2 protein-coding genes are annotated in these 23,962 nt (G+C 70.8%); both read left to right on the forward strand.

What is annotated here, in order from left to right; all coding sequences use genetic code 11:
• Nucleotides 1–3 precede the first annotated feature (3 nt).
• A complete protein-coding gene (locus tag RV986_RS41485) occupies nt 4–7,746 on the forward strand; it encodes an EndoU domain-containing protein (protein ID WP_475922324.1) in 7,743 nt (2,580 codons plus the stop codon).
• 697 nt (nt 7,747–8,443) lie between these two features.
• On the forward strand, nt 8,444–23,401 hold the full coding sequence (locus RV986_RS41490) for an EndoU domain-containing protein (protein ID WP_475922325.1): 14,958 nt from the start codon (nt 8,444–8,446) through the stop codon (nt 23,399–23,401).
• Nucleotides 23,402–23,962 lie beyond the last annotated feature (561 nt).

Below are 23,962 nucleotides of genomic sequence, written 5' to 3' on the forward strand. Positions count from 1 at the left end.
ACCATGACGATCCATGCTTCAAACGGCGTCAACAACATGCTGTTCGTCCTGATCGGCGAACGGCTCATCCAGGCAGACGAGGATCTGGCACGTAGCAGCGCCGGCCCCCACCGGCGGCTGGCCCACGATCTGCGCGGCCTGTCCGACGCCATCGAGGACTCGATCGTCACCGCCAGCAAGGGTCTGCCGTCGCAGGTCGGCAACGACTACCGGCGCGCCATGGGCCTGCTCGTGAACGACGGCGGGACGAACCACCTGAAGCAGTTCGCCCAGCAGGTGGACGAGATCGCCGACGCACGGGCGAAGACCTCGTGGAACATCCTTGAGTCCAAATGGCAGATCATCGCCGAAGCCATCCGGCTGATGATCCAGTTGGCGTTCATCACGGCGGCGGCCGCCTTCAGCGGCGGTTCGGGCGCCGGAAACGCCGCCGTCGCCAAGGCCCGCAGCCGGGTCGCGGTGCTGACCGTCCTGGACTGGCTGATCCGGCATACACACCTGCTGCACATCGCCGGAGAGGCCTTCGAGGAGGCACTCGAGGCTTTCATCGTCCGGCTGGGCATGATCGCCTTCACCTCGGGCGAGGGCAGCTTCACCGGCTTCGACTGGGGCGCGCTGGGAGGCGAGGCCCTCTTCGGCGCCCTGGCCGGCGCCTTCATGCCCGCCATCGCCGGCACCGGCTCCAGGCTCGGCAGCATCTTCAAGGGGGCCGCCCTCCCGGTCCCGGTGGCCAAGAACGTTGCCGGGGACGTCACGTCCAAGGTCGCCAAGGAGGTGGGCCGGCCCGACGCCGGGAACCTGCCGTCGGCCGGTACCGCAGTCCACACGGCGGGTCGGAACGCCAACCATTTCGTCGCCGAGGGTGGTGCGGAAGCGCTGGCCGAGGTGGTCGGCGGCGGCCTGTTGACCGGGAAATGGGCGACCACCTGGGACACCTTCCTGGGCGCCGGCATCAGCGGCAAATCCCACCAAGTACTCGCCGGCGGCGCCCACAACAGCGGCCTCGCAATCAACAACGCCCTGTTCAACCCACCACCCACCACGATCAGCTCCCCCGAGACCCCGGCCGCCCTCGCGGACGACCCCGACAGCCACCACACACCGACCACCACCCCCAGAACCCCGGGCACCCCCAGCACCCCGGGCACAGGACATTCCGGCAACAACACCAACGCCCACAACACCGAAGCCAAGGACCACCAACCCCCGGCCACCGAGTCCCCGGCCACCACTGGTAGTCAGCCCGGCAGCCAGCCCGACACCCAGGGCAGCAGTGTTCCGCAGAGCAGCACCCCGGCAACCACAACGCCTGGCGCCCCACTGCCACCGCCCCACACAAACAGCACAGCCACCAGTAACCAACCCACCACCGTAGGCACCTCGGACACAGGACACTCCGGCAACAACACCAACGCCCACGACACCAAAGCCCAGGACCACCAACCCCCGGCCACCGAACCCCCGGCCACCGAGTCCTTGGCCGCCGCCGGTGGTCAGCCCGGCACCCAGGGCATCAGCGATCCGCACAGCACCACCCCGGCGGCCACCACGCCTGGCACCGCCCTGCCATCGCCCCACACAAACAACGCAGCCACCAGTAACCAGCCCACCACCGCGGCCACCTCGAACACAGGACACTCCGCCAACAAGACCAACGTCCAGAACACCGAAGCCCAGGACCATCAGCCCCCGGCCACCGAACTCCTGGCCACCGAGTCCTCGGTCACCGGGTCCTCGGTCACCGGGTCCTTGGCCACCGAACTCCTGGCCACCGGGACCTCGGCCATCGACAGCCAGCCCGGCATCCGGCCTGGCATCTGGCCTGGCGCCCAGGGCAGCAGTGTTCCGCAGAGCAGCACCCCGGCCACCACAGCGCCTGGCGCCTCGCTGTCATCGCCCCCCACCAACAGCACAGCCACCAGTAACCAACCCACCACCGTAAGCACCTCGAACACCGGACATTCCGGCAACAAAACCAACGCCCACGACATCGAGGCCCAGGACCACCAGCCCCCGGCCAACGGGCTCCCGGCCACCGGGTCCTTGGCCACCGGGCTCTCGGCCACCGGGTCCTCGGCCACCGGCAGCCAGCCCGGCATCCGGCCCGGCGCCCAGGGCAGCAGTGTTCCGCAGAGCAGCACCCCGGCGACCACAGCGCCTGGTGCCTCGCTGCCATCGCCCCAGGCGAACGGCACAGCCACCGGTGACCGGCCCGCCACCGTGGGCGAGGTGTTCGATGGCGTGCAGGAACCGTCACCCCCAACCTTGGAGAGCGGGCAGCAGCACACCGCGCGCTCGGACGAGGTGAACGCGGTCCTTTCGTCGCGCGTGGACGAGGTCGCGGCGGCGCTCATGGGCTGGGACGGCCCGCCCAGTGATGACGGACCCGCCCTGGCGGACCCTGAACCCCTTCCCGGCGAACCGGTACGTTCCGGCGAGGTACGGACCTGGCGGTCGATTCCCTTCCGTAACGCGTTCGAGATCACCGCGGAGGGTGGACAGTATGTCGAGGTCGAGGGCGACGACGGGGAGCCTGTTCAGGTATGGCGGCCTGCCCTGCGGGCGCCTGAGAAGTCGTCGGAGTGGACAGAGGTCGGCTACACCTGGCAGTTGCACCACGATCCCCAAGGGCAGGAAACCCTCCACCTGCGCCGGCGGGTCCACCTCGACGTCCAGGACGCAACACCCGAACAGGTGACCGCGCTGAAGGACAACCTGTCCCAGGCACTGGACCGGTGGGTGAACCAGCCGCACGACCGCCTGCGTCGGACCGACGACGCCGACGGGGTGGCAACCGGTCCTGTCCTGCAGCTCGCCGTGGAGTTCGTCGACTCAAAGGAGAACGCGCACACCGTAATCGAGGTCCACAACGGCAAGCCCAAAGGCTATGAGGGCACGCCGGAGGAAGGCCAGACGCATCAAAACGCCCTGTACACCGATTCCCCCGCGGTCGTACACCTCCACGAAATCCTCCACGGCTTCGGCCTGCGGGACGACAAGCCCGGCAACCAGGTCCTGCTCACCCCAGGCGGACGCGCCGAACAGGTACTGGACCAGGGACAGCTCAGCCTGATGGGCGACTTCCCCCGCACGCTCACCGACGAACACGTTTTCGTCCTCACCGACGACCACCGCCAGCAAATCTCCGACGTCCTCGCCCCCTACCTCCACCACGACAACCGCGGCGGAGTCCGGAAACCAGCTGGCCCCGACCACCGGCCACCCTCCGCCATCGCACCCCGCGCACCCCACAACCCGACCGAAAACTCCGACATGGCAGATTCCGGTGCGTCGTCCTCGACGGGTCGCCTTGCCGGGTATTTGCGGGGCTTCTGGGAGCAGATCACTGCGTTGGGTGCCTGGGCCGGGCGTCTTTGGGGCTCTGTTGTGGACTGGCTGGGCAGGTGGGTCCCGGCCCGGGGCCCGGAGTCGCGGTTCACGCTCGTCTTCCCCACCGAGTCGTCCGGACCCGTGCCGGAAGCCGCGCACGAGGACCCGGGGAACCGCGACACCGACGTGCCGGATGAGGAAGACACCCTCCCGGCAGACCTGACCGTCGGCCGGGAGCAGCCGGATGAGTGGGACGCCAACGCGACAGAAGGATTCGCGGGCGGGGTGGAGGTCGCCCGTGCCGAGGTGTTGCCGCCGGAGGTGCCGGAGTCCGCCCTCCCCAGCTTCCTGGGGGCCTCCTTCCTGACGAGGTTCGAAGCGCGGCGGTACCGGCTACGGGAGGGAGGGTTCGGTACCCGTGCCGTGATCCGGGTATACCTCGCCCCCCAAAAACCGGAACACGGCGTGCCCATCACGGAGGAGGAGCTTGGCCTGCTCGCCCGGCGTGCTCAGGAAGGTGTCGACCGCTACTTCAACAACGGCTCCCGGCTGCCCAACGGTGACCTGTTCCGGCTCGACCTGGAGTTCGTCCGGCATCCTGACACCGCTCATCACGCCGTCCACGTACATGTCGAGTTCGATCGCGAGAACAACGAGAACTGGGCGCTCCATACGGTGACCGAAGTGCTGGCCCATGAGCTGGGGCACCTGCTGGGGTTGCATGACGAGTACCGGGACAGCCCCTGGTTCGGTCGGCGCCCGGTGCCCGGGGACGGGGCTTTGATGGACGGCCCCATGTTCGTAGACGACTGGGGGCGCCCGGCGGTGGACAGGGAGCAAGACCCCTTCCACCCGGACGGCGATCAATTCCCGCAGGTCCCGGGGCGGTGGTGGATTCCGCCGCGTCATCTGCGGCAGATCGGTGCGGCGATCGAGGGGGCAATACTGCTGCGTGCTGCCCGTCCACAGGACCGCGACGCCACCGCGTTCTTCCGCAAGGAGCCCCGGCGGGACGGGTTGCCGACCCGTGCTCGTTTCTCCGTCGACACCCGGCGGGCCGTGCTGTACGGGGATCGGTCGGGGGTGGGTGGTCATCTTCTGCCGCAGGGTATGTCGTCGCGTCCGCGGCCGGAGGTGCTGGAGGGAACGGAGAACCGCAACGGAACGTTTCGCGCCGAGTACGCCGGTGGGGAGGGTGTGGGCGGGCGCCGGGACGGGGGTTCGCTGACGTTGTCGCATCCGCTCGCGGGTGAGCTGGAGGTGGGGGCGCGTCCGGGGGCGCGGGGGCAGATGATGTTCCCGGCGTACTGGTCCGAGGACGATGCGGTGTACGCGGCGAAGCAGGCGTATCTGCAGTGGCTGCGGACGGGGAAGGTCGTTCCGGTCCAGGGGCGTGCCGAGGTCTACGTGTGGGAGGGCGAGTATGGGGGGGTGCGGATCACGGGGGAGCTGGAGAAGGGGGTGTTCACCGGTTTCCGGCCCTCGAACAACCAGTCCGAGCAGGACGACTACCAGCGCTGGATGGTCCGGGAACCCCGCGGTCTGATCGCCCCCGCCTACGTACCGCCGCCGAAGAAACCACGGAACCCCCAGAACGGCCCGGGCTTCGGGCGGCGGGTCGATGACGTCGCCCGGTTGGGCGTCCGCCGTACCCGCACCGGCGCCCACCACCGGCCCCCCGAGGGGGAGGAGCGCACCCGCGAGGAGAAGGAGCGCGACTACGGCCTGAAGATCATCCCTAGGACGGTGTTCGACAACGGCACCTACCAGGCCAACGTCTGGTTCCTGGACCCTGCCCTGCGCGTCACGGACCCGCTGGCCGACTTCCCCAGCCGCTGGCGGCTGCACCGGGACGGGGACGACCACACCATGTTCCCCGACTACTGGCCGACCTACACGGTGCTGAAGATCGTCGAGCGGGCCCACGACGCAGGCGTGCGCAGGTGGATGCCGGATGGCCGTACCTATCACTGGGTCGGTGAGGCCTCCGGTGTCCGTGTCGAGGGCCTGGTCCGGGACGGCCAGCACGTCGCCTACCGGCCCACCCCTGTACAGCCGCATCTCAGATGGCCCGAGCACAGTCCGGTCGGTGAGACGGACGTCGTACCGGCGGGCTTCACACTTGGCGGGCGGATCTTCGGCTACGACGTCCAGCACGTGCTGTTCGCCAACGGGCAGCGGGGCCTCGACCTCACAGTCCGGGTCCACCTCGCCGCCGGGCCAGGCACCGACCCCGCCGCGGTCACCGCTCTGTCGCAACGCATGAGGGCGGCGGTTGCCCACATCTACAGCCCTGTCGTCCGCGCGGACGGGGCACCGCTGGTGCGCCTGTCTCTGGCCTTCACCAACAGCCCACACACGGCGCACCACCTCATCAACGCCGGGCCCCACGCACCAAGCGACCAGGAGCTCAGGGACGTCCTGCCGGGGCTTCTGGGCGTCTGGCCGACGTCAGATGACCTCAAAGCCCTGGCCCGGTCGGTGGGCGCCGTCGTCCCATCGGCGGCCGAATGGCGGCCGGCCCACGGCACGGATCCCGTGACGGGCCGAACGGCCCTCGAACGCGCCCTCACCCTGACGGACCCCTTCGCCCTGCCGACCACCCTGCAGGAGCCCGACCCCTCGGACACCGGCACATCGGACACCCCTGTCGTCACCGGGATGAGCCTGTATCACGACGAACTGGCGAGGGCCTTCGCACCCGACGCCCCGCGCACCCGGTTTCCGGAAGGCACCTTCTCCACCGACTGGTCCCCGGAGGATCTGCGTTTCGCGGCGTACCAGGTGGCGCAGCGTCCAGCGCTTGTCATACGCGACCCGGAAGGCCGCGATGCGGCGACCTTCTCCGGGCGGTTTGCCGGGGTACTGCTGGACGTGACGGTCGAGAGCGGCAGGATCGTCGATATTCGTCCGGTGCCTTCGGGTGAGGTGCGGACCGAGCGGTGGGTTCCCTTCCGTAACGCGTTCAAGTTCACGAAGGAGGGTGGACAGGATGTTGAGGTGGAGGTGGACGGGCGGCCTGTTCAGGTGTGGCGGCCTGCCCTGCGGGCGCCTGAGAAGTCGTCGGAGTGGACAGAGGTCGGCTACACCTGGCAGTTGCACCACGATCCCCAAGGGCAGGAAACCCTCTACCTATACCGGCGGGTCCACCTCGACGTCCAGGACGCAACACCCGAACAGGTGACCGCGCTGAAGGACAACCTCGCCGAGGAACTGGACTGGTGGGTGAACCAGCCGCACGACCGCCTGCGTCGGGCCGACGACGCCGACGGGGTGGCAACCGGTCCTGTCCTGCAGCTCGCCGTGGAGTTCGTCGACTCCCCGAAGGACGCGCACACCGAAATCAAGGTCCACAACGGCAAGCCCAAACCCTACGAGGGCACGCCGGAGGAAGGCCAGACGCATCAAAACGCCCTGTACACCGATTCCCCCGCGGTTGTACACCTCCACGAAATCCTCCACGGCTTCGGCATCCGGGACGACAAGCCCGGCAACCAGGTCCTGCTCACCCCGGGCGGACGTGCCGAACAGGATCTGTCCCCGGGAGAGTCCAGCCTGATGGACGAGCTCACCGACAAGGTCACGCCCTTCGAGGAGCAGGATTTCGTCCTCACCGACGACCACCTCCAGCAAATCTCCGACGTCCTCGCCCCCTACCTCCACCACAACCTCCACCCCGACAACCACGCCGGCGTCCCGAAACCAGGCGGCCCCGACCACCGTCCACCCTCCGCCGTCGCACCCCGCGCGGACTACGACCCGACCGAAAACTCCGACCCGACCGACGACTCCGACGTGACGGGGTTTGGGGACCACCCCATATCGGACGACGATCAGGGCGAGAGGGAAGACACCCTCCCGACCGGTCCGACCGGCGGTCAGGAGCACATCAACTCTGGCCAGGATCTTCTTCAGGAGCTCTCGCCGGATCCGGCGGTGGATCGGACAGACCGTGTGGAGGCAGGCGCTGCCGCTACGGTTCCGCAGTCCGCAGCCCCGGTCCAGACGGTGGACGCGACCGCGACCGTTCCGGTCCAGGGCGTCGCTTCTTCCTCTGAGCTCTTGTCGCAGACCATTACCCCGGCTTCCGCTCCTGCCCGCGGCGTGAACCGGTCGTCGGATTCCCCGGACCGGATTCCCACAGTGCCCGAGCCCAGCCGACTGAACACGAGCAGTATCGACGGGGTTGACGGATCGTTCCGCCCGGAGGCGTCGGCCAGTTCGGCTTCGCTGTTCGAGCTGGGAGGGCCGAGATCCATGGAGCGGGGGGAGGACTCCATGGAGGGGGGTCGAGGAGGCCGGGGAATTGTTGGACCCGGACGCGCGGCCTGCGGTGAACTTCGGCATGGTGGACCCCAAAGATCATCCCTCCCTGGTCACGGTCGATGGGGAGCGGTTGTGGCGGTTCTCGGATGATCTTCCGGAAGAGGTCTTCCAAAACGGATTTCACTCCAGCGGCCCCGGGGAGATCGTGCCGCTGTGGTATTGGGCGATGACGACGACTGCGCCTGCGCCGTTTGTCGCGACCACCCGGGATTTTGGCCTGTGGTTCAGGAACAAGCGCTACCGCTACGAGGTCGACTCGTCCCGTAACTCTGACCCCACAGGCGTAAACCTCGATCTCACCATCGCGAAACAGAAGGCGCTTGGCCGTCTCCCACGGACGTGGCGGAACACCTACGCCGAGTCGGAGATCATATTCACCGGCTCCATCGATCGACAGGCTGTCATCAGCGTCTACGACAGTGCCGAGGACCGTACCGGTTTCTGGAATCCGGAGGCCAGCCGGGTTGAGTGGGGTGCGGGGCAGCTGCAGTCGCGGGACGGAGTGACTCGCATACCGATAGCCGAGTCCACCGGTATGCGGTCTGCGGTGGACGAGGGGTCGGTGCACCGGGACGATCATGAGTTTGTGGGTGAAGCGTCGGGTGACTCAGGGGTGGATGGGGGGCAGGCGCTGTTGGGTTCGGGCCGCGTGGTTTCCGATCGGTGGATTCCGTACGGTTCCGTTCACGGCAGGGGATCGTCGGCTGGGGAGGGGCGGTCGGCTGCGGAGGCCGAGGCGTTTGTGTTCACTGCTCGCGGGGACGGCACCCGGCCTCGTGTGGAGCGGATGACGACGACTGCTTCCGGCGAGAAGGTCCGGTCGGGTGAACGGACGGAGGTCGGATTCTCCTGGGAATGGTACGGCGGTGGCATGCCGGGGCACGAGACCATCCGTCTGACGCGCCGCGTCCGCCTGGTCCCCGTGGAAGGCGTGGATCCGGCTCGGGTGGAGGCTCTCCGCCGGAGTGCGTCCCAGGCCCTGGAGGAATTGGTCAACCGGCGCGGGTACCGGTTGCCGACGTTCCAGCCCGATCAGGTCGTTGGCCCTCAGTTGCCTGGGCCGCGGCTGGAGGTCGGGGTGGAGTTCGTGGACTATCCCGAGGACGCGGACACGGTGGTCACGGTTTCCGACGGTCTGCCGGGCCCCAAGCAAAACATGGTGCAGGACACCTGGTTCACGGGTGTGCACCCCGCCGCCTACGTCCATGAACTGGTCCACGGCCTGGGGGTCTGGGACGATGTGGCCGACCCGCGTGTCCTGCTCACTCCCGGGGAGCGTGCCGAGCAGGTGCTTGCCGGGGGTGAATCGACCCTGATGGGTTTGTTCACGGCCCCTGATGAGCGGTTTTTCGTCCTCACTGCCGATCATCTGCAGCAGATCGCGGATGCCCTGAGCCCCTACCTCCACCGCGGTTCCTTCGGGCGGGGCGCTGGCAGCGGCGGCCGGGAGGATGTTGAGACCGGGCCTGATGCGGCGCCGGCGGTCGACTACCGCCTGGGGCACCCGGGCGATTCGCAGCAGCTGGACAGGTCGTCCGAGCGGGGGCTGTCCGGTGCGGAAACCCTGTCGCCGGACCCGCCGCTCTTCACGGAGGACGAGACCGACTTCCTGATGGGGGAGCTCCTCCAGCAGTCCATCGGGACCGTCGGCACGAGCGACGGACAGCACGCCCGGCACACCGCGCGCGGGCCGGGCGGGACGGAGCAGGAGGAGCCCGAGGCGAAGCGGCCGCGGCTGGGGGACCGGCCCGGCGCCGAGGAGCTGTCCGACATGCGCCGCGCGATCGATGCCCAGCCCGCGGAAGGCGAGGCGTCTGCCACCGGGTGGCGGCCGGACACACCGGATGCCGACGGGGACGATGACGACGAGGTGTTCTTGTTCACGCGCCGTACCGCCACGGCCGACGTTGCGGTGGACTACGCCGCGGGGACGGGCGAGGCGGACCTTCTGGCCGGCTACGACCCCGAGTTCGACGACGTCGAGATGGGGCTTGCGGGACCCGATGGCGGGTTGCTTGCGGAGGGGGGCCGGATCGGGGAAGAGGGCGGGGGCGGGAGCGACGGTGACGGGGGGTGGGCTGATGTTGCGCCTGCGGTGGACTACACCGGGGTGAGGGGCGAGGCGGTCCCGGCGTCTGGTGAGGACGGGCCGTCGACGGGCGAGGCGGTCCCTCTGGCCGGGTTCGTGGCGGGTGAGGGGGAGGGTGGTGCCGCCGGTGGGCGGGGTGTGCGGGTGGCTTCCGGGCAGGTGGAGAGCGACCGGTGGATCCCGTTCACGGACCCGTTCGAGTTGGTCGCGGAGGGCGACGGGCGACCCCGGGTGCAGCGGCGGGCCGGTTCGGGAGAGCGTACGCAGGTCGGCTATGTCTGGGAGTTGTTCCGTAACGACCGGGCGGGGGAGACGGTACGTCTGACGCGCCGGGTGCACCTCGTGACAGGGGACGCGGACGCGGAGCAGGTGGCCGCTGTGATGAGTGGGCTGGTGTCCGGTCTGGACCGGTTGGTCAACAGCCGGGCATACCGGCTGCCGGCGTTCGCCTCCGGCCCGGTTGTCAGCCGGGCGGGGACCGGCCCGCGGCTCGAGGTCGCCGTGAAGTTCGTGAAGTCGGAGCGGCAGGCGCACAGCGTGGTCCGGCTGTCGGGCGGCCGGCCCGAGGGCAGGAACATGCGCCAGGACACCTGGTTCACCGAGGTGCGCCCCGCGGCGTACGTCCACGAGATCGTGCACGGGTTCGGCGTCCTCGACGATGAAGCCGACCCGCAGGCGCTGCTCACCCCCGGCGGGCGGGGAGAGCAGGTACTCGCAGAGGACGAGTCGAGCCTGATGGGCCCGTTCACGGCGCCCCAGGAGCAGCGTTTCGTCCTGACCGCCGACCATCTCCAGCAGATCGCGGACGTCCTCGCGCCCTACCTTCACCGCGGCGCCGGGACCACCCTGCCCGACCCGACCGCACCCGAGCCGTCCGCACCCGAGCCGTCCGCGTTCGATCTGCCGCCCGCGGTGGACCCCGCCCTGGTGCACCCGGACGACCTTGTCATCATGGCGTTGAGCGACGGCGACGAGGTCCTGTGGCGCTTCACGGACGATCCGCCGGAGCAGGTCTTCCAGCAGGGCTTCAGGGCCAGGGACACCGGCGTCCTCCTCACCCTCCGGGACTGGGCGCAGGGCGTGGGGGCAGGCCCTTTCGTGTCGACGACCCGCAACTCTGACCTCTGGTTCCTGCAGCGTCGCTACCGCTACCAGATCGACGCGTCGCGCAATATCGACCCTATCGGGATCGACATCAACGCCAGCATCGAGCGGACGGGAGAGCGGAGCCCGTACCGCGCGGAGCAGGAGGTCGCCTTCACCGACGCCATCGCCGCAGAGGCTGTGGTCACGGTCTACGACTCCCACGAAAGGCGTACCGGCCAGTGGAATCCGGAGACCAGTGAGGTCGACTGGCAGCCCGGCCGACTCGACATCGAGCGGCCCGCGACCGGTGGGCTTCCGGGACTCGGCGCTGCCCAGCACGACTGGTTCACCGCCGACTGGCAGGCACCGGTGGCCCCTCCGGGCGACGCGGAGGGGAGCGCTGTCGTCGAGACCGGCGACCTCCTCTCCTTCCCGGACCCCGATGGCGGCGACGGGGCACAAGAGGCGCAGCATGGCGACGCGGCAGGGGCCGATCTGGCGCCCGCGGTCGATTACCGGGCCGCCGGGGACGCGACGCGATCCACTGCGGCGCGCTGGGTCCCGAACCGGACGAGGCCGGAGCCGGGAACACCGGTGCGGCGGGCCTTGGACCTGCTCGGTCTGGCGGACCCCTTCAGCCGGCCCACCACGCTGCGCGAACCCGACCCGGCGGACTCCGGCTTCAAGGACGGCGAGTCCGATTCCAGGCTTGAGTCCGTAATCGACCTCCTGGACGGCTTTGTCGGCTCGGAACCGTGGGACGGCGAGGATGTGTCGGACCTGTCGAGCGAGGAGTCCGAGGGCGATGCCGCGACCCGCGCGTCGCAGGAAAACCGAAATCCGTCCCCCGCGGTCCCCGCGACGGTCTCTCCGGCCGACTTCGACGACGACTTCGACATGGGGCTTGCGGAATTCGATCTCGGGTTGCTCCCGGAGAGCGACGCGCAAGCCGCCGATACCGCGACCCCCCGGTCTGCGGAGCCCCCGGCCGCCGCTGACGCGCCCGCCGAGGCGGAGCGGAGGCCGGACCCGGACGGCGGTCCGGTCGCCGAGCCGGACGAGGGCGACCAAGCGGTGCCGGACCACTCGGCCGGAGTATCCGACCCCTCCGAGCCGTTCCGGGCCTCCGAGTCCTCCGGTCCTTCCGAGTCCTCAGTGCCACGTGACTCCTCGGCGGAAGCGGACGGCGTGCCGGAGAGCGGCCAACGACCGGGCCCGGACGACGACTCACACGTGAGCCTCGCACCGGAAGCCGTCGAGCCCGAAGCCGGCGAAGAGGGATGGGTGAAGAAGCCCGGGGCGGGCGATGAGCCGCCTCCCTCGAAGCTACTGGCGCGCCAATCTAAGCGACGGCGGCTGGAGGGGTCTGCGACGGAGCAGCCGCCGGGTACGCCGTCACATCCGGACGAGGTGGGCGTCGGCCAGCAGCCTGCCCCCGCCGGCCAGGCAGTACACGGTCGGGTGGTCGACGTGCCGCGGGATGGTGATTGCCTGTTCCACGCGGTCAACGTGGGGTTGGGCCTCGAGGCCACCACCGAGACCGCCCTGGAGCTGCGCCACCGGGTGACGAACTGGATCCTGGACCCACAGAACCTGGCCCGGGTGACCGAGCACGCCCAAACCTTCGGCACGAACATCGACGAACTCCTCGACACCATCGCGACCAGCGGCCGGTGGAACAACGAGGCCGGCGACCTGATCTCCCCGGTCATCGCCTGGGCCATCAACGAGCCCATCGAGCTGGAAGTGGTAGACGCCCGCCACCCGGACAGGGGCTACAGGCTGCTCCTGCCGCCGCTGGGCATGACCGACCCCTCGACGGTCACCCCCACGCTCCATCTGATCCTGAACTCGGAGCAAAACCACTACTCGGTCCGGCTAACGCTTCCCCAGGAGACCACAGCGGCCCAGCAGACCCCCAGCGCCCCACCCAGCGAGTGGAGCCTGGATTCGGATTCGCTGTCGGATTCTGAGGACGCGTCGCCCTACGCGCTGAGGCTGTCCTGGTCGGACGATGTGGAAGCCATGCTGGCTGGTATCGGCAAGCCGAGTACATCGCCTCCCAGGGAGAGCGATGCTCCAGAGTCGGTGTCGGATTCTGAGGACGCGTCAGTTGTGCCGCAGGAGCGGCACGAGGCTGACGGGACTCCGCAGACGCCCTCCCCCGTCGACCCTTCGGTGTTCGTCGGCGCGGTGGAGGTTGGGCACGGCGAGGTGGTGCCGCCGAAAGAGGAGCTGCTGAAGTGGGGAGCCGGGGAAGGCTTCGTGTGGAACGGCCTTGTGCAGGGTTCCCCGCGCCGTTACGAGGCGCGGCGCTACGAACTGCGGACAGGGGAGTTCGCCACCCGCGTGCTGGTGCGGGTGCGGTTGGCGCCCCAGGAGCCCATCGAGGGGGAGCGCCTCGACCAGGTGGCCGAGCGCGCCAGGCAAGGTGTCGAGGCCCACTACAACCAGGGATTTCGGCTGCCCAACGGGGACCTTCTCCGGGTGGATCTGGAGTTCGTGTCGGACCCCGAGGACGTCCGAGCCCACGTCGTCCGTCTGTACGCGTCGGACAAGCGGGTGAATTCCCAAGCATGGTTACTCAGTACCGACGCCACGACACTGGCCCACGAGTTGGGCCACTTGCTCGGCTTCCACGACGAGTACCGTGAACGCCGGCCGCCAAAGGACGAGCGGTCAGAGGGCGAGGGTTCACGTTGGGTAGTGCGCCCGCTCTATCACGACCAGGCCCTCATGGACGGCCCCTCACGCGTGGACGACTGGGGCCTTGTGAACGTCGACATGGACTACCCATTGCACGAGGCCGAAACGCGTGGACGCGCCTGGATCCCGCCGCGTCATCTGCGGCAGCTGAGTTCGGCCATCGAGGCTGTCCTGGGGCGCTACCCGGGCGGTGGGCGATTCGACGGGCAACGCAACTTCGAGGGCCGTGACACGCTCGCACCCCGGCGGGACGGGTTGCCGACCCGTGCTCGTTTCTCCGTCGACACCCGGCGGGCCGTGTTGTACGGGGATCGGTCGGGGGTGGGTGGTCATCTTCTGCCGCAGGGTATGTCGTCGCGTCCGCGGCCGGAGGTGCTGGAGGGAACGGAGAACCGCAACGGGACGTTTCGCGCCGAGTACGCCGGTGGGGAGGGTGTGGGCGGGCGCCGGGACGGGGGTTCGCTGACGTTGTCGCATCCGCTCGCGGGTGAGCTGGAGGTGGGGGCGCGTCCGGGGGCGCGGGGGCAGATGATGTTCCCGGCGTACTGGACCTCGGACGATGCGGTGTACGCGGCGGAGCAGGCGTATCTGCATGCGCTGCGGACGGGGAGGGTTGTTCCGGTCCAGGGCCGTGCCGAGGTCTACGTGTGGGAGGGCGAGTATGGGGGGGTGCGGATCACCGGGGAGCTGGAGAAGGGGGTGTCCACCGGTTTCCGGCCCTCCGACGACCAGCCGGACGTCCTCCCTCCGGCGTACCTGCCAGCGCCGGTCACCGTCTCGAGGACGGGGCCGGGCATCGGGCTGCGGGCCCAGGAGGTGGCGAGGTTCGGCGATCGGCACACCCGGACCGGTGTGTACCACGCGCCCAGAAAGAACCATGAGGAATTCCACGGCCTGAGGATCTTCCCCGGGACGGCGTTCGACAATGGCACCTACCGGGCCACGGTCTACTTCCTTGATCCGAACGTGAGATCCGTGGGCCTCGACGACATGCGACCCGCCGTTCCCTCCCGCTGGCGGCTGCACCGGGACGGCACCGAGCACACCATGTTTCCCGCCACGTGGTCCCGGCACAAGGTGCTGGACGCGGTCCGCAAGGCGCACGCCGCCGCCGAGGACGCGGGCACGGTCCACCTGCTGGACGACGGCCGCACCTACCACTGGGTCGGCGAGGTCGACGGGGTGCGCATCGAGGGCCTGGTCCGGGACGGGCAGACCGTCGCCTTCCGGCCCACCCCGGCGCAGCCGCACAGGCTATGGCCCTTGGCGCGGCCGATAGGTGAGACCGCGCCCGTGCCGGCGGTGCTCACCCGGGAGGGCCGGGACTACGGCTTCGACGTCCGGCACGTGCTGTTCCCGGACGGGTACCGAGGCCTCGTCCTGACGGCTCGCATCCATCTGGAGGCCCAGCCCGGCGACCCGATCGCCGACAAGCTCTGGGCGTACCTGGAGACGATGGCGCGCGAGAGCTACGGCGACGTCATCCAGGCGTACGGGGCACCGCTGGTCCGGCTGGTCCGCGTCGGGAGGGACCAGGCGCCGCATCACGTCGTCCCGGTGGACCCGGAAGTCCTCGACCGGCTCCTCGAAGGCGAGCTGCTGGGAATACGGCCGGACCTCGAGGATCTCACCTGGGCCGCCCTGCAGCTGGGCGGGGACGGGCCGGCCGCGACCGACTGGGTACCGCCTGGCGGTACCGACGAGACGCAGGGGCGGGCCGCCATCGAGCACGCCCTCGTCGTACGAACACGGTCCGTCGGCCCCTGGCCGCAGGAGCACCCGATCGGTGAGGTGATGTCCGGGTCGGTGAGTTTCGCGCGTGAGGGGCGGGGCTTCGGCTTCGACGTCCGGCACGTGCTGTTCGCCGACGGGCAGCGAGGACTCGACCTCACCGCCCGGATCCACCTGGAGTCCGCGCCTGAGGCCGTCGACCGGGTGCCCGAGATCTGGCGAAGCATGCAGGAGACGGTGACCAGGCTCTACGCCAACGTCGCGAGAGCGGACGGGGCGCCGTTGGTGCGTATCTCCCTGGCCCTCGCCCGCAGCCTCAAGTCGGCGCACTACAGGGTCCGGCTGCAGCCGGACCCCGAGACGGACCGGACGCGGATCCTGGGCCGTCTGCCGGAGATCCTCGGCGTACGGCCGGACCCCGAGGATCTCGCCTGGATCGCCCGGCAGCTGGGCGGGGACGGGCCGACCGCGACCGAGTGGGAGCCGCTCGGCGGTACCGACGAGACGCGGGGGCGGGCCGTCATCGAGCACGCCCTCGCCCTGACGAACCCGCTCGGCAGGCCCAGCACGCTCCGCGAACCCGATCCCACGGACGCCGGTGACCCGCCGGCCAGCGTCGTCACGTGGATGCAGGACGAAGTGAACGCCGCACTCGCCCGTGTGCTCGCTCCGGAGGCGCCGCGCACCGACACCTTCCCCAGCGGGTGGACCCGCCAGGACCTGCGCTACGCCGCGTACATGGCGTTTTTGACCACCTCGTCGCCCCCCGCTCCCGGCGAGACCACCGTGCACGGCAGGTTCGGCACCATGGACTTGCAGCTGACCATCGAGAACGGCCTCATCGTCGACGTCTACCCGACCCCTCGGCGGCCGGACCCGGACGGTGAGCCGGCCGTCGAGCCTGACGAGGGCGACGGAGCGGTGCGGGACCGCTCGTCCGACCTCTCCGACCTCTCCGACCTCTCCGACCTCTCCGAGCCTTTCGAGTCCTCCGAGCTTTCCGAGTCCTCGGGGCCGGAGGAAGTGGACGGTGCGCCGGAAGACGGCCAACAGTCCGGCAGGGGCGACGGCTCACTGTCAGACCTCGCGCCGGAAGCCATCGACCGCGACGCGCGGGACCGCTTCTTCCCCTCCACCCAGGCGGCGCTCGACGTCCACCGGCCGGTGCGCATCGACGTCTCGATGCCCGCGCCGCCCCCCTCGTCCGAGGGCGGGCCGGTGCGCTTCACCGACGGCAGCCGCCTGCCGGAGTACCTGACCGGATACGGCACCGGCGGCACCGGCGGCACCGAGGAGCGCAGCTACGGGCACAGCCAGGTCACCCTGCGCGGCAGCGGCCTCGTCGTCCGGGAGATCGGCGAGCGGCTCGGCGGGCGCTACGGCGACCCGTCCTCCGTACCCGGGCTCGACGAGGCGCTGGCCGATCTGCGGCGTGCCCTGGAGACGACCCCGCAGGTCCTCCACGGCGACGGCTACGAGTCACCGGCGTTCGGCGAGGACCCGGGCGGGGTGAGGCTGCGCGTCGTGACCCGGCCGCACGGCAACTGGGAGCGGTTCAAAGACGTCCGGGAGCAGCCGCTCAAGGTGGACACGGGCCAGCGCAGCCAGACCGGCGCGGGCACGGCCGGGACGGCGAGCACCAGGCGGGGGATCGGGGCGGGCGTCGCCTTCCTGCCGGGCGGGGGGCTGGCCGGGACCGGCGGTGTCAGCGCCAACGTGGGCGTCACCCGCTCGTACCAGTACGGCATGCAGGACCAGACCCTCAGCCAGGTCGAGACCCGCATGGCGGAGGGCTCGCACCTGCACCTGGACGACGTGCGCTACGAGGTGTCCCTCCTCGGCGGGACACGCCCCGCAGGGACCCGCCCCGGACAGGACGACGCCTCCACGGTCGCCCGCGAACCCGGTGCCGGAGAAGCCGCTCCCAGCGAAGCCGCCGCTTCCGAAGCCTCCTTCGGCTTCACGGTCCGCAACGGGCTGGCGGTCCGGCTGCCGGACAGTCTCACCACGCCCCCCGGCCCCGGCCGCGTCCCGGCCCGTATGACGCTGGACGCGCGGCCCGACTACCGGCTGGTGCACACCGAGGGCTACGGACCGGTCAGGCGGCTGCGGGACCAGGTCGCGGCAGTGCTGGGGGTGCGGCCCGGCAGCGCGGCCCACGCGTACCTCTCCGAGTTCTTCAGCACCGAGAACTTCCACCGGACGGCGGACCGCCTGGCCAGGGGCGCCGTCGCCACGGAGGTGCTGTTCGACGACGACGGGACACCGCTGGGGGCCTTCGTCGTGGACCGGGTCGTGCCGGGCGAGGCCGAGCTGGTCCACGAGAGCCGGGCCGCCGAGATGCGCAGCACCGTGCAGCAGACGGCAGGCAACGAGCAGACCCTGTCGCGGACCTCCTCGTGGGGCGCGTCCCTCACCGCCGGCGTCGAGTTCGGAGTCGGCCCGCTGGGCAGGGTGAGGCTCGGGCTCACCGGGAGCCGCGAACGCAGCGACACCCAGGGCAGCGGATCCGGCGGCTCGGGAAGCCGCAAGATCGTCGGCCGGGCGAAGAACGTCCCGACCGTGCTCTACCGCGTCCGCAAGACCGTCTACGTGCGCAGGAGCGGTACGGACGACGTCATCCGCTTCGACACCTGGAGCCTGGACCGGATGACGCACACCGAGGCGCGGCGCCTCGCCGGCTGGGACGACGGCACCACCCTGCGCGCACGCAGCGGCAACGAGCCCTACGCCCCGTTCAACCTGACCGACGACCATCCCACCCTGCTCGGGATGACCAGGCCCGAGGCATTCACCTACGACGACGGCGCGACGGTCGGCGGCGGGGACCGGCCCCAGGACTTGCCGAGGGAGTTCACCGACCGGGTGATCCGCGCCGTCGCCGACCTGTGCCCGGAGGCGCTGGCGCCGCTCGCGGACTTCGGTGACCCGGCCGACGCCCGCTGGCAGAGCCCACAGCACTACGCCACCGCGCTGGAGAACACCCTGCGCGTGACGAATGCCCTCTCGCACCACGGCCTCGCCGCCAACCTCGAGGTGCTCACCACCACCGGACTGTCGATCGGGCTCGACGTCCCGCCCGGCACGTTCCGCGGCACCCACCTCACACTGCGGGTCGGCGGCCGGCTGACCGGACGCCGCTACCTCGGCACCCAGAACGACCTCCGGCTGCGAGCCGCCGCACCCGGCGCGGAGCGCGTCGTCGGCTCCCAGACCGTGACGCACACCGGCAGCACCGCCTTCGGCGTGAGGCTGAAGGGCGGCGTGGGCAACGCCTCGGCGGGCCCCGTGTCCGCACGCTCCAGGAGCCGGGAGACGCAGTACGGCGCCACCGTCACGCACGAACCGCTCGCCGCCAGCGCCGGCCCGTCCCATCTCTTCGGCTACCGGCTGGAACTCACCGCCGGCATCGAGGGGTTCCGGCGCTACCGCACCGGACCGAGGATCCTCTCCCTCGGCATGCTGGGAACCGGGCCCCAGGAGAGCACCGACCTGGTCCGACGCGCCTCGGGCGAGCCGTTCAGCGGCCGGGTCGTGCTGGCCGTACCGGACGTGCACTCCCCGGCCGGCCCGCCCCCCGCGACGGCGGCCCCCTCGGAGCAGCCCCTGACCCGCGAGCAGGCGGATGCGCTGCTGACCGGGGATCTCACGGCGGCGGCCGAGGACCACGGGCCGGACGAGTTCGGCGACCAGCCCCACCAGACCGTCGCCGTCGGCGCGCCCGCCGCGCTCGCCCGCGCCGCCGAGGACCTGATGGCACAACAGTCCGGCGCGGCCTGGCACTTCGCCAGGAGCGGCGCCGTACTCCATGACGCGATGGTGCGCATCTTCGGGGCGCACTCCGTCACCGCCGGGTTCGACCAGCGGTCCGGGCGCGCCGGGTCCCGGATCTCCCTGTTCGCGGAAGGTGTCCTGCGCCACCGGGTCGGCGACGTGGTGCACCGGGTGCGGGTCCTCGACCTGCGCGCGGTGTCCGATCCCTTCGCTATGGCCACGGAGCTGGCCATAGGCAGCGACCTGCGGATCGGGGGATCGGAGACCGAGGCCAGGAGCTCCGGCCTGGCCGCGGGTCTCGCCGGCAGCGCCACCACCCGTCCGGGCGGAACGGAACTGACCACGCTCTCCGGCCTCCAGCTGCGCCGGGGCCACTCCTCGGCCGTCGTCACGAGCGTCACCCGCACGGTCACCTCGGACGTCAATGTCGACGACGGCGGCCTCAAGGTCCTGGTGTCCGGTGACACCCAGCACGACATCGTCGCCTCCGTGCGTCTGGAGGGACCGCTGCGCCTGGTGCTGGCCCGCTTCTACCCGGAGGGACCGGCCGGTACGCGGCTCACGGTCCCGGGGGGCTATCTCGGACACGTCCCCGAGAAGGCCGCGCACCGGCTCGGGCTCCTGGACGACAGGCTGGGCGAGGTGCCCCGCTACGCCTCGAACGAGTGGACCACCCAGGGCACCTGGTGGCCCGACCACCCCATCAGCTCGTATCCCGTCAACTCCCTCGACACCACCGCGGTGCAGACCCACTTCGACCGGCAGCTGCGGGAGTGGGGCGTGGACGACGCGGGCCGGGAGCGGGCGCGTTCCCTGCTCACCCCGCGGGCCGTACGGGCACTGCGCGAGCAGATGACCTCCACCGGCACCTCGGCACCCGCCCGGGCCGGGCGGTGGGTCGCGGGGATCCGGATCGGTAGCCGGACCGGCCTGCTGCACGTCGAACTGGAGGTGGTGGACAGGCGGTTCGACGGCATCGGACACGGAGCGGTCATAGAGGACACCCGGATCGCGACCGTGACCGAACAGGAGAGCACGTCCCGAGGCACGCTCCGGGCGGCCGGCGTGAGCCTGGCGCACGCAGTGGCGACCTTGCCCTCCGACGCCACCTCGCGGCCGGGCGACCCGACCGCCGTCCGCGCGCCCTACGAAGGGACGGTCACCGGTACCGAGGAGACCTCCCGCGGCCTCTCGCGCACCCGCACCAGGCGGCAGACCTTCTACGCGGACGAGCCGTACGCCGAGTACCTCACCCGCTACCAGCTGCGGCTGACCCTCGACGTCCCAGGCGGCACCAGGCTGCACTCGGAGAACGAGGTGGGCACGCTGCGGGAGCAGGTGCCGCTGAGCATGACCGTCCCCGGACCGGGCACCGGCGGCCTGCCGGACGATCCGCTCGGGCCGCCCGCGGTACCGCGACCCGACCCCTCGGTCACGCTGTGGCGGAAGCCCGAGGTCAGCCGCGCGGACATCGAAGCCTGGCGCTCCCTGCCGCTGCCGGACGGCACCCACGGACCGTTCCGGGCCCCGTCCAGCGGCTTCCACGTCCGCCGGAATGTCGGCCTCGGCGCCCTGCGGGACGCCGGTGTCCTGGCCCTCGCGCAGGCATACGGCACCTCGCTGGCCCCCGCCGGGGACGGCCCGCACGAACTGACCGGTGCCGAACTCCAGGACGCCGTGGCGCGGGCTCGCCGTACCGGGCTGACCCGGCCCGGGAGCGGCGCGGCACTGGCCCTGGACAGCGCCGTCGGGGACGCGGCACTGGCGGCCTTCTTCCAGGAGAGCGGCAGCCCCGACGGCTACCAGGTCCCCGGGCTGAGCGAGGCGGGCCGCGCCCACGGCGCCTACCGGCTCTACTCCCGGCCGCACTTCACCCGGGCCGTACTGCTCGCGGTGGTTCCGGACACCGTCATGGAGAGCAGTGAGCGGCACACCGTGACCCGGGGCACCACGACCTCTCACGGCGGCGGGTTCGACTCCGCGTTCGGGGCGCAGCCGGTGGTGGACGCCGGCTCGCTCGGCTCGGCCGTTCCCTCTGCCTCCCTGGCCGGTCCGAACGCTGCCGCGAGCGAGCGCCGGGCACGCTCCGACGCGGACGGCGCCCAGCTGACCGTCAAGCCGGCCGGCCGCAGCTTCGTCCTCGCCGTCCCGACCGACTGGCTCGGCGTCGCCGAAGTGGACGCGCCCAGCAGCCCGTTCGGCCGCATCGTGCGCACGCGGGCCGTCGAGACACGGACCCAGCTGATCGTCCTGGTGCAGGAGGGCACCGCCCGGGACTGGGGCCTGATCGACGACGCGAACTTCCCGCGGCGCGTCGCCGACGCCTGGTCCGAGGTCACCGCGGCGGCCAAGGCCTGGGCCGCCGCGGACGACGCCTACTGGGCGAAGCGCCGCTCCCTGGGCAGCCCGTCCGAGAGCACGCCCGAGCTGACCCGCAGCGACCGGGTGACGACGCTGAAGCGGCAGATCCTGCAGCCGCTGCTCGACCGGGCCGAGAAAGCCGCAGCCGAACACCACCGGGTACGGGCGGCCGCCGACCGGCTCACCCGCTGGCACCAGCTGCCGGCCGAGGAACCCGCGCCCGGTCAGCCGGAACAGCGTCAGGGCCTCGCCGAACCGCCGCCCGTGCGTCACCAGCCGATGCCGGCGGTGAAGTCCGGCGTTGGCGGGCCTGCCCGCTACACCCGGCCGCACGGCATCCCCGGCCACCTTCTCTCGCCCGGCGACGACCTCTACATGCTCCAGGACGTCCCCCGCGACGGCGATGCCTTCTTCCACGCCCTTGCCGAAGGACTGCACCACACCGACCCCGGCCAGCTCGCTGGGCGCATACCTCTGACGGACCGGCAGAGCATCGTCGCCGGCCTGCGGCAGCTGCTCACCGACGAGTTCGGCCGGTTCGGGAACGTCGACCTTCTGGACTTCACCTCGCCCGACAGCAGCGACACGTTCAGCGACGCCGAACTGCAACGCGGCGGCGCGGACTTCGGCGAAAACACCCCTGAGCGCCGTGAGTTCGAGGACTCCGGACGGATGCCGCTGCACAACCGGCTGACCGGCCGACAGCGCGCCGCTCTCGCCCGAACGCAGCTGAACCGTCCCGGAGACACCGCGGGCGACGCCGGCTGGGACCACGGCACGGCCGACCTGCTGCCCGCGCTGGCTGCCCGCGCCTTCGGCCTGCGGATCACCCTGGTGGGCGACGACGGGGCCTTCCAGGAGTTCCGGCCGGTGCCGTCCGAGACGAAGGAGGACACCGGCGACGGTGAACTCGGGCACATCGTGCTGGAGTTGAAGGACCGGCACTACCGGCTGGCTCTGCCGGCCGGCGACGCGCGACGCCGGCCCCCGCTGCCCGCTCCCGTTCCCGGCACTTCGGACCCGGAGGGTGGTGGCAAGACAGCACAGGTCCGGCCGCCGTTGCCGGCGTACGACACGCCCCCCTGGTCGTCCAGCCCCGAGGCCTGGCGCCCTGTCGTCACCGAAGCCAGGCTGACGTCGCTGGCCGGACCGGACGGCACCTCCTACGAGCTCGTCGAGCCGACCGGTGACGACAACGGATTCTGGTCCGCCGTCGCCGCCCTGCCAGGACTCACCGACCAGGAACGTGCGCTCGTCGCCACGGCCACGCAAACCCCCCGCCCGGGGGACAGCGCGAGCGAACGGGCCGCGGCCCGCGAAGCGGCCGACCTGCTCGGCGCCAACGTGACCATCGTCGCCGAGAACAGCACCGCCGACACCCACACTCCCCGCGTCCGGCCGGGCGCGCGCGAGGTGACCCTTTACCGCAGGGGCAAGGAGTACCTGCTGGCCCGCCCCGCAACCACAGAAGACATGGCGATCCGTCCGAGTGACGGGGGCCGAGAGGAAGGCGTCCTCAACAGCACCATGCCCGGTGGTACGCCACCGACCACATCCGCTGAACAGGCCTCGACCGGGCATGTCACGGAGTCTGCGGAGTCCTCTGACGAAGCCGCCTCTGATGAGGTGGACGAAGCAGAGGAGCCGGCTGACGCCGGGCAGGAACTCACGGCGCTGCTCGCCTCCCGGGAACTCCTGGACACCCCGGTGCGCCGGGAACATGTGGCCGGACTCGCCTACTCGTCCGGCATCAGTGCCACCTGGACGCTCGAGGACATCGAGTTGCCGCTGAGGGCTCTCCGCCTCGGCCCGGACGACATGGTGACCCTGCTGCGCGGCAACCCGGGACTCTTCCCGGAAGCGGTGCGCACCGCCTTCCTGCGACTGAGCGGTGACGAACACAGCCGGCACCGCACCACCGAACAGGCGCGCCCGGAGTCCGAGACCGACCCGGCGCATGAGCCCGAGGGGACGGGCCACCGAGAGGAGCAGCCGTAGGATCCCGTCGGCCCCGAAAAGCCCCGGCCACAGCCGGGCGGGGAGGAGCACGCACAGGCCCCCCCACGTTCATGACCGTGGTCCCTGCCCAGCGAGGGGTGCCCCCCGCCCAGGGCGACGCAGCCGCCCGGCGAGCGGGTGCCAGTGCGGCCGGAGCAGTGGCGGCCGCGTCGGAGCAGGCCGACTGGGCGGCATTTGCGGACCGAGCAGTACCAACCCGGTCCGCGACCCGCCGGCCAGCGCCCCGGTGCCCGGGCACACAGCTTTTCGCCGACGGGATTCGGGTGCTCGAGCGGAATGACTCACGCAGCCTGGTTCGCTTCCTTTCCGCCGGTCGAAAACTGGGAGAGAAAGACATGCGGATGCGGTGGTTACGGCGGATTACGACGCCCCCGCAGGGGCACTGCTTTCCTCGCGACGGCGTCCGCCTTGAACTCGGGCGAGTAGACCTTCATCACCATTGACAACACCGTCGCCCGGGGTCCGGCTTGACACGGCCCGTGCCGGGTACGCGGACCGGTGGACTCCCTCTCCAGCAGGTCTCGTGTTGCCCATCGGTGC

This window comes from Streptomyces sp. RLA012 (assembly GCF_056270325.1).